The 15,616-nt window shown below is 41.1% G+C and carries 10 protein-coding genes; 8 read left to right on the forward strand and 2 right to left on the reverse strand.

From position 1 onward, the window contains the following. The first annotated feature begins 54 nt into the window (after positions 1-54). From nagZ to XPG1_RS06045, 7 genes are all read left to right on the forward strand, one after another. Positions 55-1,074, forward strand: coding sequence for a beta-N-acetylhexosaminidase (gene nagZ / locus XPG1_RS06020; protein WP_045958269.1), 1,020 nt, complete (start codon positions 55-57; stop codon positions 1,072-1,074). Between the two features lie 412 nt (positions 1,075-1,486). Next, a complete protein-coding gene (locus XPG1_RS06025; protein ID WP_045958270.1) occupies positions 1,487-2,791 on the forward strand; it encodes an NAD(P)/FAD-dependent oxidoreductase in 1,305 nt (434 codons plus the stop codon). A 480-nt stretch (positions 2,792-3,271) separates the two neighbouring features. Further along, on the forward strand, positions 3,272-3,838 hold the full coding sequence (gene umoD / locus XPG1_RS06030; RefSeq protein ID WP_231853059.1) for a UmoD family flagellar biogenesis regulator: 567 nt from the start codon (positions 3,272-3,274) through the stop codon (positions 3,836-3,838). Positions 3,839-3,944: 106 nt separating this feature from the next. Continuing rightward, positions 3,945-4,142: an IS1/IS1595 family N-terminal zinc-binding domain-containing protein gene (locus XPG1_RS19265; RefSeq protein WP_436286821.1), complete on the forward strand. Its 198-nt coding sequence runs from the start codon at positions 3,945-3,947 to the stop codon at positions 4,140-4,142. A gap of 945 nt (positions 4,143-5,087) precedes the next feature. Continuing rightward, the gene (locus tag XPG1_RS06035; protein ID WP_045958271.1) at positions 5,088-6,614 is read left to right on the forward strand and encodes a hypothetical protein; all 1,527 of its coding nucleotides are present in this window, start codon (positions 5,088-5,090) and stop codon (positions 6,612-6,614) included. An 87-nt stretch (positions 6,615-6,701) separates the two neighbouring features. Further along, positions 6,702-7,373 carry a hypothetical protein gene (locus tag XPG1_RS06040; RefSeq protein WP_045958272.1) on the forward strand — a complete coding sequence of 224 codons (672 nt, stop codon included), beginning with the start codon at positions 6,702-6,704 and terminating at the stop codon, positions 7,371-7,373. A 22-nt stretch (positions 7,374-7,395) separates the two neighbouring features. Then, complete coding sequence (locus XPG1_RS06045) at positions 7,396-7,797, forward strand: hypothetical protein (RefSeq protein ID WP_045958273.1); 402 nt, start codon at positions 7,396-7,398, stop codon at positions 7,795-7,797. Between the two features lie 99 nt (positions 7,798-7,896). Here XPG1_RS06045 and XPG1_RS06050 read toward each other — a convergent pair whose 3' ends face one another. Beyond that, positions 7,897-12,579 (reverse strand): autotransporter outer membrane beta-barrel domain-containing protein, encoded by a 4,683-nt coding sequence (locus XPG1_RS06050; RefSeq protein WP_052708262.1) that lies wholly within the window; start codon positions 12,577-12,579, stop codon positions 7,897-7,899. Between the two features lie 316 nt (positions 12,580-12,895). Beyond that, entirely contained in the window at positions 12,896-14,404 is a 1,509-nt protein-coding gene (locus XPG1_RS06055) for a hypothetical protein (RefSeq protein WP_045958274.1), read from the reverse strand. A gap of 457 nt (positions 14,405-14,861) precedes the next feature. Between XPG1_RS06055 and XPG1_RS06060 the strand changes: the two genes are divergently transcribed. After that, on the forward strand, positions 14,862-15,425 hold the full coding sequence (locus XPG1_RS06060; RefSeq protein ID WP_045958275.1) for a GNAT family N-acetyltransferase: 564 nt from the start codon (positions 14,862-14,864) through the stop codon (positions 15,423-15,425). Positions 15,426-15,616: the final 191 nt, after the last annotated feature.

The raw sequence follows: 15,616 nt of genomic DNA on the forward strand, positions 1-15,616 counted from the left end.
ATTAACGATAATGAATCACAGATGGCAACCAATTAAAGAGAAGTGAGGAATGCTATGGGGCCAGTAATGTTAGATGTTGTTGGCTATGAATTGGATAGCGAAGAACGTGAAATTCTACAGCATCCGTTAGTGGGCGGTTTAATTTTATTTACCCGCAATTTTCACGATACAAAGCAATTACGTGAATTAGTTCGCCAGATCCGCGCAGCTTCCCACCATCGTTTGGTGATTGCGGTTGATCAAGAGGGAGGACGTGTTCAGCGTTTTCACGAGGGCTTCACGCGTTTACCTGCGGCACAATCTTTTGCTTATATACATGACCTGCTGATGGGAGCCCATCTGGCAGAAGAATCTGGCTGGTTGATGGCATCAGAAATGATCGCAATGGATATTGATATCAGTTTTGCGCCCGTATTGGATTTAGGGCATAAGTGTACCGCAATTGGTGAACGCTCATTTCACGAAGAGCCTGAGCCTGCCATGGCTATGGCGGAAAAATTTATTAAGGGTATGCATTCTGCGGGCATGAGATCGACGGGGAAACATTTTCCGGGCCATGGGGCGGTAACCGCCGATTCCCATAAAGAAACACCAAGAGATGACCGCTCAATGGATGCCATTAGCTGTCATGATATGGTGATCTTTCGCGATTTCATTCAACGTAAGCTGCTGGATGCCATTATGCCTGCTCATGTGATTTATCCTCAGATAGATCATCGCCCTGCAAGTGGCTCACCCTATTGGCTAAAGTCTGTACTGCGTGAAAAATTGGGGTTTGAAGGCGTCATTTTTTCCGATGATCTGTCTATGGAAGGTGCGGCAGTGATGGGCAGTTATGCTGAACGTGCCAAGGCATCATTGGATGCTGGTTGTGACATGATTCTAGTATGTAACAATCGGACGGGGGCAGTCAGTGTGTTGGATAATCTTCCTATGATTGACTCACCGAAAGTCAAACGGTTATATCATCAAGGCAACCGATTGAGTTTGGAAGAATTGCAGAACACGGAACGTTGGCGGACAGCGAATCAAGCATTGCATCATTTGTGCGAAAAATGGTTAAGCTGTGGATAACCATAGAATGATATAGGTTCACATTAATCAAACAGGGATAGGATCGTTGTAGTTGGTGCTATCTTTGTTTCCCTATCCCTTTCCAATATTTCACTTCCGGTATTTTTTACGGGTTTGATCTCGCTCATCATGTATATTCACATAATGTTAACACTGTAAATAGTCATTACCGATAAATTAGATTTATATCTAATTAACTGAAAATTATCACGTAATTTTTGTGATTGATGTCTAATTAATCAAAAGGATTTAATTGAGGCTATTTTTGGTATGACCAACAGACCTGCCATGATATTCTGGAGATATTTTCAGTATGAAATTTGTTTAGCCTGGTGTTATTTAAGGTTTTTTACTCAGAGAAATGAGTTCAATGCCTTACATAACATTAGTTGTATTTTTCAGTGGGGTAGTCATGACAACGCCAAAGACAAGAATTGTCATCATTGGTGGGGGAGCTGGTGGTTTAGAGCTGGCAACGCGTTTGGGACATAAATTAGGGCGCAAGGAAAAAGCCGAAATTACTTTGGTGGATCGTAATAACAGTCACTTATGGAAACCATTATTGCATGAAGTCGCAACGGGTTCTCTTGATGATGGTGTTGATGCACTGAGTTATTTGGCTCATGCAAGCAACCATTATTTCAATTTCCAGCTAGGTACACTCACAGATATCAAGCGTGAAGAGAAGAAAATCACGCTGGCTGAAATTCGTGATGAAAGCAATGATTTATTGGTTCCAGAGCGTGAGTTGGCTTACGATATTCTTGTGATGGCACTGGGTAGCCAGTCTAATGATTTCGGTACGGCGGGTGTGAAGGAAAATTGTATTTTCCTTGATAATCCACAGCAGGCACATCGTTTCCATAATGAAATGTTAAACCTGTTCCTGAAATATTCTGCCAATCAATGTGCGGAAGAAAAAGTGAACATTGCGATTGTTGGTGGTGGTGCTACTGGTGTAGAACTTTCCGCTGAACTGTATAATGCGGTTAAGCAATTTAACAGTTATGGTTTTGAAGGCCTGAATTCAGATGCCTTGAATGTGACCTTGGTTGAAGCGGGAGAGCGTATCCTGCCAGCCCTGCCGACACGTATTTCCAGTGCGGCGCATCAGGAACTGACTAAACTGGGGGTTAGGGTCTTAACCCAGACGATGGTAATCAGTGCTGATGAACATGGGTTGAATACAAAAGATGGCGAGCAGATCAAAGCATCTCTGATGGTTTGGGCGGCGGGAATTAAAGCGCCTGCTTTTATGAAAGATATTGGTGGGTTGGAAACAAACCGTATCAATCAGTTAGTGGTGAAACCGACTTTGCAAACCACGTTGGATGATCGTATTTTTGCCATTGGGGATTGTGCATCATGTCCGAAAAAAGAGGGTGGTTTTGTTCCTCCTCGTGCCCAATCGGCTCATCAGATGGCCAGCCGTTGTTACGATAATATTTTGGCAATGTTGAGTGACAAACCATTGAAAGAGTACGTTTACAAGGATCATGGTTCATTAGTTTCACTCTCCAAGTTCAGTACTGTTGGTAGCCTGATGGGGAATTTGATGCGTGGTTCAATGATGGTTGAAGGCCGCATTGCTCGCATCGTTTATATCTCTTTGTATCGTATGCATCAGGTTGCTTTGCATGGATATATTAAAACAGGCTTGATGATGTTGGTTGGGGGAATTAACCGCGTCATTCGACCACGGCTGAAATTGCACTAACTGGATAAAAAATATCCAGGAAAAAATGGCTTGTCTTAACATCATGATTATGATGAGCCATTTTTTCTCTACAATATTAACGGTTACACGTATTATAATAATGCTTATCTGAACTTATCGACGATATTTATTACAATAGATTCGTTTTTTGTATTAATTACCGATTTTCTATGAAATAACTTATCGTTGTTATATCCGCTATTATAAATAATTGGTTTTGATTATATTGATATGTTATATGAAATACTTGCAATGAATTGGGTGACACATGCTGTTGTCATCAATCGATAATTGATCAGCAGATAGGGTTAATCGTTGTAATAAGATGAAATTAAGGTAGATAATTGTAGTGTCAAAATTTCCCATTATCTGTAGAATCCGATAGATTAGAAATCTTACCCATATATTATCACTGCCAATGGTGGCTGTATTTTTGCTTATTAATTTTTCAGCATAAAGGGATAGGAATTTTCTTAAAGAGTGAATTTGGCATTTTTTTGTTTTTATTTACATGGTTGTGAATATTTATCCAATCAGATTGGATGGGAAATGATGAATATATCAAGGTGCTATGTGGTTAAGCAAAATAAAAAATTGTACGTGATTGGTTCTATCATGGCGGTTGCTATCGTTGGGATAGTCGCAACGTTTTATTTTCAGTCTCCCCGCGCCACTGTTGCATACGTATTATCTTCGAGCCCAATCAGATCAACGGTTGTGGTTCGTCAATCCTATTGTCATATCGCGCTATTTCCTATCCCTGCTACAGTAAAAGATATCTCAGGACATCATTCAATTGAATATGGCTATCGTATTTTTACTCTTTTCGATTATTTGAAAGCCCAGAGAGAATATCCGGCTTTAACCCATTCAGCTTTAAACAATTGCATAGAATTTAACGTTAAGAAACCCCGCATTGTTGCCTATGACGTCAATTATGTAATTGGCAGGAAACCAGGAAAAATCAGGATAGGGTATAAACCTGATGAGATTATTCCTTTAAACGAGAAAGGCCAATTAATTTTGAAGTCATATTCACAACAATGATCTATTCCTTCAAACCTAAAAGCTGGCTTGAATTTACGGGATTTTGGGTCATGACGCTAAAGCGTTCATCTGATAATTTTATGTTTTTTATTCGCGGAATGTCAAAATGACGGTGACGATAGTAGTTATTTGTCGGCATTGTAGCCAAACTGAACCTGTACGTAAACACGGAACGGACAAAGCTGGATTTCCTCGTTATTATTGCAAAAACTGCCAAAAAACTTTCCAACTTTCATGGGGTCAGATCACCAAAGCAGGTAACGTTAAGACAGACGGCTTACGAAGATGTCGCACTCATTTGTGAACTGGATGAACAAGGGTCTTTTTGTGAAGAAATAGTGTTGTATACTTGGGCGAACTACCGGAAATCATATCAAGGGAGATAAGAATGTTACCTATAATTTATTTGTCGTTAAAAGGTAAGAAGTAAGGTTTAATTTCGGCGGTATGCTAACTCCCGAATCTATTGGAAACCGATATCAGGCAGACTGTTACGCAGATAGCCAGATCGTTTTTTAATGATGACTGAAAGCTTCACATGCTGGGTAGGAACAAGCCTGACGACATATCCCATTGCCTGTAATGTCCTGTCCCAGTAATAGGAGGTCGCACAGACCTTCCATAGCAACGACGGTTTCCGAAGGGAAATGATGCACGACATCAAGCAATTTATGTCGTGCGATTTTTCAGTTCGAGGCGACATAACTGTCTTCCATTCAGACACAGATTTGAAATACATTTTTGGCGAGGTCAATTCCAACCATTTTGATCGTTTTCATGAGATGTTCTCCTGAAATTCAGTGTATCGGAGAAAAGATAGCACTGTTTGCATCTGAAAAAGGGGTGTCCATCATATCACCTACTGAAGTAGATGGTTGTTTAGTTTATAATTTTAAAAAATAATACTTTTAAAGTACGTAAATATGTTATTTAAATTTGGTTGTAATTATCTCTAAGAGAGATATCTTTTTCCTAGATAGTATTTAATGGGATTAAATGTAACAATATTTTTATTTCATCTGTATTGACATTTATTTATTTAAATGTAGTCTGAATTTAAATCTCAATAAAAATAGTTATCCAAAGAACTAGTGTTATTTTTTCTGTAAAATAATTTCTAAATATAAATATTTCTAAATATAAATATCGTCATTCCTATTGTTTTCGGAGCAGAGGAAAATTTGCTGTTAATCACGCAGAATGTGGTTTTCAGTTAAGAATAAACTTTATAATTTGAAAGGATAATATAATGGCTAGTATGACAGCAGTTTCTGCTAATAATGGAACTATTATCAAAGGACAACCTTTCAGTGTGGTTGTTTCGATATCTGGTGAAGGTAGTATTCAGAGTACTGTGGAGGTCAATGCTACTCTCCCACCGGGTATAACACTAATAAAGAAATTCCCCGGCCAAGTTCATAAGCAAGTATTTTTCCAGCAACTGATATTCCAAGCTGACGAAAGTAGCAATGCTCACAAAATCACGTTTACCTCAAACTCACCGAGCAAAGCACATACGGATGTAACCTATAACCCTATCGATAATCCAGATCTGAATCCTGATACTTGCGCACTGAGAGGTGCAGCAGCTTATTTGTATGATCCTAAGTCTGTTACATTAACGGGTCAACCCCCAACAACTAACCCATTTGTTTCAGCATCAATTAACCCGATGTTAAAAAAGGGAGGGGGGGCAATCTCAAACTATGATATTCCGCTTCGTACAACGGCCCCATTGAGAATATTCACGGAGGACATGGTTGAGTTTCTTCCTTATGAGATTGATCAGGAAAACTCGTATTATTACTACCTGATACAAAAAACATCTCGCTCTGCGGTGAACCTAAAAATATACGCTACGCAGAATGTCCATGAGTTTGTTGAGCTTGATACGATCTTCAATGATGAAGAGTACAATCAAAAACAAACCATATTTATGACGACTATTCCGACAGATGTATCTGATAGCTTGGAGCCACCAAGCATTGAAGAAACGTTTTCATCTTCTACTTTAACAAGGCCAGATCAAGCGGATGAGTTTACGATCCTAATTTCGAGCTACGAGGGGGCCAAAATCGGCAATTTTATCATCGGGTTTACGACGGACGATAAAGAAGACATTTTTAAGACAGAACTCTTCGTTGGGCGGATAACAGGTGAAGAAGACGGATATTATAAATTTAAAGCCGCTTACAGCGACCTGTATTCGGGGGATAATCATCTTAGTTTTGTTACGCTTGACCAAACAGGTATGCCAGCAAGATCCAAGCTTAATTATATAAACTATGATAACGGTGGCATGAACGGTCCAAGTTCCTTTGATGGACATCGGACTTTGGTTGCTCCAGAAGTATATGACCAATTCAATCAATTTATTAGCAAACATAAGCCAATCAATATCTACAGTATCGGTACAAAAGGGCTTGAGGTGAGACTGTTATCCGATTCGACTAAACCGGATACAACAATAGCCGCAGGTGACAAAATCACTATTACAGCCTATATCTCACACTATGTCGATATCCACCCCGAAAAAGCACGTCCTTTACCGATTGCGGTGGTTGAAAATCAGTCTGTGAAATCGGCAGAAATAACAAATGGCTATTATAAGGCTACCATTCCGCCCGATAAACTGATGGGGTATGACGCAGCAGATGGTTATGATGTCGCAGTACTCACGATAGACTACAGTCGTCTTGCCCAGAACCAGAAATCGAAACTTTTCACCAGGAGCTTTGGCACAGTAGTACCAGGGGAAGGAGACTCGGCAGAGTAGCATTCTAACCAGAATAGGTGACTGCTCATAGCCACTGCTTTTTGGCAGTCACCTCCATACAGGTAATTGCTTGTAAAAGGTGATAGTATGCCTATAAAGAACACAATATTGAACGCCATCCTTGTTCCTCTTGTTTTACCACAAAGCCACAATGGTATTATTGATGAATCAGAACTAGCTCAAGATGAACTGGTCATCATAATAGAAAGGCCTGAAAAAGTTCGTCTTGGATATCAAATCATTGTTTATCTGACTCCACATATATTATCAATACCGTTTTTTATCACAGATGAAAATATCGAGAATCCAACGTATCAAATAACCATCCCTTTTTCTGTTATTCCTCTCGGAAGTTATGATATTTACTATACCATCACTGACCTGGTAGGGAATAAATCTAAATCTGAAAGTACCCATGTCATAATTAAAAAGTCAGATTCTCCACTACAACCTATTGAAGCAACACTAACAATAACCGGATATCAGGTAATCGGTGACGAATATGTAATACTTACAATCCAGATACATGACAAAAAGACATCTGAACAAATTAAAAACACAGCCATCTCTTATAAAATAGAGCAGGCTATAAACATAAAGAGTGTGTTAGAAATTGCTTCAGACCCCGAAACGAGACAATCAATGACTACAGATGAATATGGGCAGTTCAAAATAAACCTGAAAGGTAAAGTGGGAGGGCATTGTATTATAAAGGTTACAGCGAATAATCATGTCGGAAGCATAAAATATATCATGTGATAAAATTAAGGAGATATTAATAATGGCAACGAAAACACTTAAATTTATTGATGTAAAAAGTGGGTGGTATATTTCGTATTTTTTTATGACAGAAGCAGGCTATGGTTATACAGTGAAAATATACGATGAAGATACAAACGAAATTTATGCCGACTGGACAAAACCAGATGATGGAGATAGCGAGATAAATAAATATGATGGTAAATCATTTCAATACATGGGAAAAGATGGAAAACTTGTATGCATTGTTGATTGTCCTGAAAGTAGTCATCTTGATAACAGTTGGAGTGAAGGTTCGATACAACCCAGTTCGGGGACTCCGATACTAGGGAGAACTTATTGTGCGGCTTTTGAGGATTTTGGTGGTTCAATCGATTACAACGACTTTTTTGTTTGTTTGGTAGCATGGTCTCACGAAGGATAAACGCCCTATTTTGCAATCAGGTACTATGGAAATTATTACCGTGGGATTATACGGGATTATTCCCACGGTTTTCTGTTAGTTGCAGTGGCACTAATTTAATCACCACATTACTTTTATGCCGAGTTTGGCCTTCAGCTCGTAGCTGTCTGCAAAATTATTCAGATTGGTATTTGCTGACGCCTGGCTATAGACAAGGTATTTACCTTCATTCCAGCTATAGGAGCCGCCTGCACCGATTTCTCCCCAGAAACGCTCATTCCTGCCATGAAAGGAAACATCCGCCACATCCGTGGAATCACTTTGTCCCAGCAATTCTTGACTAAGGTTGAAAAGACCGTAGAGATTCGAGACTTTTCCTTTCTTACTCTGCGCATCGCGCCACTTTTGCCGGTAGTCTACTGTCGTACCAACGCGCAATGTCATATTCTGACTTCGGTCAAAATTAATTTGGCTGCCAAATTTATCCTCAAAATTCCTCATATTGATGGAAGAATAAGTGAGCTGTGCTTGTGGAGTGAGTGACCATGACGGGGTTAAATCAATCCGATGCCCTGATTCCAGACTTAATGTGTACCCAAGTGCAGATTTGTTTTCCCCCAGATGCTGATTAGCCGTTTTTGAGTAGAGGTCATTATCAAAATAGCTGAGCTGGGCTAGGCCATCCAGATAAAATCCATTGTTGCCATACCACGTACCGGTTCCCCCCACCGCGTAACCATTGGCACGAATATTCCCCTTACCATGCTCAGAGCTGACATCCGCATCAATATTCGAATATTGCAGGAAAACACCGCCAACGACTGCGCCCTGAGTATTTTCATAAAGAAGGTTATCGATACCGACTTGGGCGCGTCCCATCTTATAGGTAATATTGTCCGCACCAGAGGTGGTTACACGGGGTGACAGCTTGCCATAAGAGCCGATGATTTGTCCCCATACCCCAGTAGGTAACGGGCTTAGGTGATTTGCTTCGTGCTTGTTGGCAATGGTCGTGTTTAAGCCCGCCACGTCACTCAAACGGCTCTCATGTCCGGCAATTCGGTCATGTAAAGAGGTAGGCTTATTTAATGTCTGCAAAATACTGCCATAAGCCTCGTAAAGACTCACACCAGCATGGTAGAGCTGCGCCGGAGGATGATGTGGTTGAGTTGGTTTTGAATTTTTCAGCGACGAAATCAGATACCAATCCTTGCCATTTTTATCAAGACGGTAAGCATAAGCACCTATGACAATAACGGGATCGCCCTGATGGTGATAGTCACCGGCCAAATTGAATGAGGCATTCGATGTGCCTTTTACTTCCACAACCTTGATACCTTCTTTTGTGAGCGCCCCTTTTCCACCGGTATTTTTAATCTCAAGCTGTGTTGTGCCGGATGCGTTGCCTTTCACTACCAGTTTGTCAGTAGTGGAATTATCCCCTGCAAATACCGTCGATAAACTGATCGTACCGTGGTTGCCGGTATAGTCACCCGTGACAGTCAATGTCCGCCCGACCGCGTTATCATCTCTGCCAAATATCACCGTGCCGCTGTTATTTAACGCGGAAAACGTGGTATTAAACCCACCTAAATGCAGCGTACTTCCTTTCTCGTTGGTGAACGAAGACGCCGCACTGAAAGCACCTGCTGTACCTTGGTAAAGCGTCCCCTGCTGTACGGCTGTTGTTCCTGTATAAGTATTTACGCCAGTGAGGGTGAGTTTGTTTTTACCCTTTTTAACCAGATTGCCCTCACCGGTGATCTTGCCAGCAAATGCCATGTCATTTGAACGGTAAAAGGCGAGGGAACCGTTACGACCAATTTCAACATCGCCGATAATATCGCCTTCAGTGCCGCTATTCCCAATCTGGAGCGTACCGCGAGTCACTTTTGTACCGCCGGTGTATCCATTCTTAGCGGCTAAAATCAACGTACCCTCATCCCCTTTTTCAAGCATTGCTGTCCCTATCAGGGGAGATTTAATGGTGGCAAGCATACCCGCTGAGGATTTATTACCTGCACCCACACGGATTTTGGCGCTTCCCGTACTGTCAGTGGCTAATGTCAGCGGTTCACCGGTAATCACATACCCATCGGTTCTGAATTGCATCCCGTTGACCGTGACAGCCCCCCCGCTGTTATTGACCCGTACCGTACCGGCTTTTTTAGAGAAGATAGGGAATTGGTCAGTATTGCGCCAACTGGATTTCATGACCCCTGATTTCGATGTCCAGTTCTGATCACCATCCACCTGCCAGAGACCATCACCTCCGGCCCACCAGTTCAGGGTTAGTCCCCCCGTGTTAGTGAGATGGACTTGATTCGGGTGATGTGTATCGAGAGAGAGTGAACCGGAATTGTCACCCGTTATCGTCATCCCATTATTATTTAACTTGCGGTCATAATTGAAGATATCGTATTCACCTGCGGCGAAACCGCCCAGTTCCTTAACATTCAGTGTACCTGCCAGCGTCAGATCGCCATGAACCGTAAATAACCCGGATGCTTCCTCCGATCCAAGGGAGATATCTACGTTAGCATCCGGCTCAAGGATCAAGTCATTGTCAAATGTCAGGATATCGCCTTGTTGACCTGTCCCCGCAAGATGACCGCCAGCTTTAATCGTTGTTGTGCCCCCAATAGTGCCGGTGCCACTCACCGCACCCCCTTTTTTTACAGTGAGCTTCGACGTTTTGTCGCCAAGTTTTCCATTAATGGAAAACATGCCGCCTTCAACATTCGTTGTTCCTGTAAACGCGGAGGAATCTGCGCTTAGCGTTGTTGTGCCCGTTTCTGTCTTCTCAATCAGGCCATTACCGGAAATCGCACTCTCAAAAGTATTTAGGCCACTGAGATTAAAGGCCAGTATGCCATTGTTTAAAATACCGCCTTTGGCAAGATTTCCGCTTTTACCGCCGTTACCGAGTTGTAATGTGGCATCTTTATCTATTGTGGTTTTACCAGAGTAAGTGTTATTACTGGTTAAGGTTGCTGTTCCTCCCTTAACTTCCAGCGATCCGGTTCCGCTTATTTCACCATCCAGCGTCACCACACTGTCTTTTTTACCGGCAACAATGACTGCCCCATTATTGTCGATACCTGCGAGAGAGAGTTTGCCAATTTTAGCCCCATCACCAAATTGCAGTTTGCCTGTTGTCACGGTGATGGGTTTACCGGTTTTTATATTATTGGTCAGAATCAAATCGCCAGTTCCCCGATGGTAAACAGAACCATTTCCATCAATCTCGTTATCGAAAATTGTTGGAATAGTGCGGGAAAAAGCCAGTATTCCGTTATTGCCAATCGTGACTTTAGACTGATTATTAATGCTTCCCGTCGTCCCATTATTGCCAAGCTGTAAAGTGCCTGATTCAATATTTGTTTCACCGGTATAGGTATTTTTTCCTGTTAAAATAGTTGTGCCAATACCGGTCTGGTGAACATTCCCTGTTCCGCTAATGATATGGTTATAAGCTGTTTTATCACTTTGGTTGAAATAAAGAGTTCCATCATTATTTGTAATATCACTGGAAATACGTCCGCCATCGCCAAGATAAAATTCGCTTCCCGATAACAGCGTTACAGCCTCAATGCTCATATGATGGGTATAATTTTTTGTTTTCGTTCCATTGCCATCGATGGTAACAATGGAATCTTTTATTCCAGTTACATCGCCATCCAGAATAGCTTTTGGGCCAGACATAAAAAGTTTGGCGCTTCCAAGCGCTACCTTGCCAGTGATCGAACCGGAATTGTAAATACCATCGGAAATGGTGCCAGCATTATCTATAGCAAATTTATCCCCTTTTATTTCGCCACTATCTTGATTCGTGATGGTATCGACAACACCTTTATCGTCGATATAAATTCCATTTCGCTTTCCATATAGCAAGGACGCATTGGTAATTTGTTTGATTTTGGACGACCTGATGTGGGGATTAGCATCCAATAGAGCCATGCCTTTCCCAGTGACCTGAATGGCGTCCTGCTCAGCTGTAACCCCTTTACTCCCGGAGTGATTATAGAGCTTTTCGAGATATCCTCCATTCTGAATCAGAACGCCGTGATTGGGGCCAATCACTGTTCCATCATTATTGAAAATACCGACATTACTGCCAGCGTCGACAACAAACGTTGCTAAAGTAGAGAGGGAATTATTCTTCTGAGATTTCAGTGTTCCAAAATTATGAAGGAGCTTAAGTGTTGAAGTTATAGAAGATACCCCATTAATTTCGCCTCCTTTCTGATTTAGGATGGTATCTATTCGTCCATATTGACTATTATCATTTGAGTCACTCGCAGGTTGTATTTGTATTGCATTCAATGAGCCAGTGTCAGCGCTGGAATTAATTGAGCCATAATTATCTAGCATATTCATGTGGCCAGAAACCCATACGGTTCCGCTTGTTCCGTTTATGGTTCCGTGATTAAGCAATTTTCCGACAGAACCGCTATAAGTTACTGTGACTCCAGCGCTTCCCTGCAAAACTCCGTTATTCTTAATGCTATCAACGGAAATTACTTGTGCCTGATTATTGTTAGTGCCGATATTGACAGCACTGTATTTCAGACCGTAATGATCGAACTGATTTGCTTGCCCTATAGGGGCATCAATCGATGCATTGATAGTCAAATTTTCGCTCTGTGAGAGATTACAGGGGGCTGTCTCATTTTCGGAAATGGTGGTATTCGTATTCGAAGAGCCGCATGATGATTCCGCTATTGCATCAACAGTTATCCCTGAGAACAGTAAAGCCACCCTAACAGTTATTGGAAATACAGCATGTCTGTATATCTTCATAAGACGCCCCTTAAATAACCTGATTTCTATTTAAATAACTAAGTAGAGCTTACTAAATAATGATGCATAAATGCCATGCATAGCCTTCGTCAGTTCATTGTTATACATGGAATAATTAACACATAAAGCATAGCGTTATTTTGGAAATTTATTTAGAGTATTATTACTGTAGGATATATTTACCACAGCGTCGATAGTGGAGTGGTTTTTAGCGGCCATGAATTGAGATGAAAGGGCCCGGTACTTCAGTGCCACGCCTAAACAAATATATGTCACCAACTTGAATTCAGTCGGTGTCCATATATTTATTTAGTTATTAAGGGGCAACGGTGTCGAATCCTCGAGTGAAAAGTTGTGATTTCTGGTTCTGTGCAAGACGGCTATAGTCTATTGAAATCGAACCTTCAAAATCACCTTTTGCCGTGTCATAACCGAGAAGTTTATCGGCAGTGATGAGGTGCTTGTAATAACCATTATCTATTTCACTCTGTTGTACTATGTGATTTTCAGCTACCACAATCGGCAGAGGACGTACGGGTAATTTTGTATCGACGCAATATGAAATATAGGCTTTAATCGTGATTGAGTCACCTACGGTGATCTTATTTGGGTCACTCGGATCCGCTGGCAGCCAGACCTCAATTCCTTTTGTACCGATACTGTGGATATTTATTGACTGATATATGCCAACAAATAGGCCGAACTGGTTATATACTTCAGGCGCAGCCAGAGTCCGGTTTTTATCATTGGGGTCTGGGCTGTTATTACCACCGTTATCATAGTTTATATAATTAAGTTTGGATCTTTCCGACGTACCTGTTTGGTTAAGCGCAACATAACTGATATGGTTATCACCCGGATACAGGTCGCTGTAAGCAACTTTAAATTTATAATATCCGCTTTCTTCAACTGTTAGCCGCCCAACGAAGAGTTCTTTCTTTAAAATGTCTTTTTTATCGTCTGTTACAAATCCGATGATAAAATCGCCGATTTTGGCTCCCTTGTAGCTCGGGACTATGAAAGTAAAGTCATTCGTTTCATCTGGCCTTGTTAAAGTAGAAGACAAAAATGTTTCTTCAATGTTTGGTGGCTGAAGGTTGTCAGATTCGTTAGTCAGAATAGATGTAATAAAGATGACTTGTTTTTGATTGTATGTCTCATCATTGAATATTGTATCAAGATCAACGAAATTAGAGATGCCCTGAGTGGCATAAATTTTTAGATTCACCGCAGAGCGAGATGTTTTCTGTATCAGGTAGTAATAATACGAGTTTTCCTGATCAATCTCATAAGGAAGAAACTCAACCATGTCCTCCGTGAATATTCTCAGTGGGGCCGTTGTACGAAGCGGAATATCATAGTGTGAGATGGGGCCACCTTTTTTTAGCATCGGATTGATTGACGCTGAAACGAACGGATTAGGGTTAGTGGTAGTATTTGGTGGAGGGCCAGTTAAGGTAACCGCGTTTGGGTCGTACAAATAAGCGCTTGATCCTCTCAGTGTGCAAGTATCTGGATTTAGGTCTGGGTTGTCGATAGAGTGGTAGGTTCCCTCTGTGTGGGGGTTGCCCGTTGTATTTGCGGTAAACTTAATTGTCTGATCGCCACCGTTTTCATCGGCTTGAAATATCAGTTGCTGGGAATATATCCCTTTAACAACTGAGCTGGGGAATTCCTTGATTAGCGTCACTCCTGGTGGAGAATTAACATTGATCTTTGTCGTATTCTGAATATTTTTTTCATTGGTTATCGAAACAATAACACTGAATGGTTGTCCTTTGATGATATTACCGCTTGAGGGAACTATTGTGATTTGTCCAGCCATGATATTACTCCTTTCAAAACATGATGTTTATTGGGAATTTAAAATTAAATTTATGTTTAAAGAAACCACTAAACGATATATTTAATTAGTTGGCTTTATTGATTTGCAATAAATATTGCAATAAGGTTAGTGTTTATTGTGATTTTTTTGCTGTTCCACATTAGAATCGCAGATAGAATGAATAACTACAATGCCGGTAATAAAAAAACAATGAAATGCTAACGTTAACAATGAATGTGTTCTCTTACTCGTACATTGAAAGATGAATTATCAGTAAAGAAGACAATTCTCTCACATTCCGTATTGGCTCATCTTTTCTCCGAATCAATTGTTATAACGTTGTGTGTCATTTATTTTCGTTGTCCAGATGGGAGAGGGCGCGCTTTAATCACTCCGGCTGGCGGTATGGTAGTATGAGGACCGATGTGATAGTTATCTGAAATGAGGTCAATATTGAATGATACTGAAGACTAAACGATTGATCCTGCGACAGTGGAGGGATGAAGACTATCCTGTGTATGCAAAACTTAATGCCGATCCAAAAGTCATGCGTTATTTCCCATTTCTTTTATCTGCTGAACAGAGTTTTGAGCAAGCAAACAGGTTGAAAAATAACATTGCCGAAAGAGGATGGGGATTATGGGCGGTGGAGCTGAAAGAGAGCGAGGAATTTATCGGTTTCATTGGGTTGAACGCAGTTGATGCGGGAAGTGGAATCCCTAATGCCCCAATGATAGAGATTGGGTGGCGTCTTCTGTCTACCCACTGGGGAAAGGGGTATGCAACTGAGGGCGCAAAGAGAGCGCTCAAATTCGCTTTTGAAGAGCTGAAGGTGGCGGAAATCTATTCCTTTACGGCTTTGGTGAATAAACCATCGCAACGGGTCATGATTAAGGCTGGTATGCGTAATATTGGTGCAGATTTCGATCATCCTAAATTAACACCAAAAGATGCGCTATCGCGACATTGCCTTTATCGAATAAGGCGTGAGGAGTGGATGTATCATTCCGCTACGAAATAGGAATCACTGATCAGGCAACGGTAATATCACCCCATCGCTGTTTTGTCTTCATACTTGGATGATTTCGTGTTGGCATATCATATCAATATCGGGAGTCATACGAGAGTTAACCCAAATTCTGTTTAAGCCGTCATCGAAATATTGTCTTCTGAGTAGAAAATGTTCTGTGACGGCCTATTCCATTTTAAGGG

The sequence above is a fragment of the Xenorhabdus poinarii G6 genome (genome assembly GCF_000968175.1).
Lineage (GTDB): Bacteria > Pseudomonadota > Gammaproteobacteria > Enterobacterales > Enterobacteriaceae > Xenorhabdus > Xenorhabdus poinarii.

Excerpts from the sequence above, each read along its gene's own strand:
- nagZ (WP_045958269.1), top strand. The coding sequence starts at position 55 with ATGGGGCCAGTAATGTTAGATGTTGTTGGCTATGAATTGGATAGCGAA.
- XPG1_RS06025 (WP_045958270.1), top strand. The coding sequence starts at position 1,487 with ATGACAACGCCAAAGACAAGAATTGTCATCATTGGTGGGGGAGCTGGT.
- XPG1_RS19265 (WP_436286821.1), top strand. The coding sequence starts at position 3,945 with ATGACGGTGACGATAGTAGTTATTTGTCGGCATTGTAGCCAAACTGAA.
- XPG1_RS06035 (WP_045958271.1), top strand. The coding sequence starts at position 5,088 with ATGGCTAGTATGACAGCAGTTTCTGCTAATAATGGAACTATTATCAAA.
- XPG1_RS06040 (WP_045958272.1), top strand. The coding sequence starts at position 6,702 with ATGCCTATAAAGAACACAATATTGAACGCCATCCTTGTTCCTCTTGTT.
- XPG1_RS06045 (WP_045958273.1), top strand. The coding sequence starts at position 7,396 with ATGGCAACGAAAACACTTAAATTTATTGATGTAAAAAGTGGGTGGTAT.
- XPG1_RS06050 (WP_052708262.1), bottom strand. The coding sequence starts at position 12,579 with ATGAAGATATACAGACATGCTGTATTTCCAATAACTGTTAGGGTGGCT.
- XPG1_RS06055 (WP_045958274.1), bottom strand. The coding sequence starts at position 14,404 with ATGGCTGGACAAATCACAATAGTTCCCTCAAGCGGTAATATCATCAAA.
- XPG1_RS06060 (WP_045958275.1), top strand. The coding sequence starts at position 14,862 with ATGATACTGAAGACTAAACGATTGATCCTGCGACAGTGGAGGGATGAA.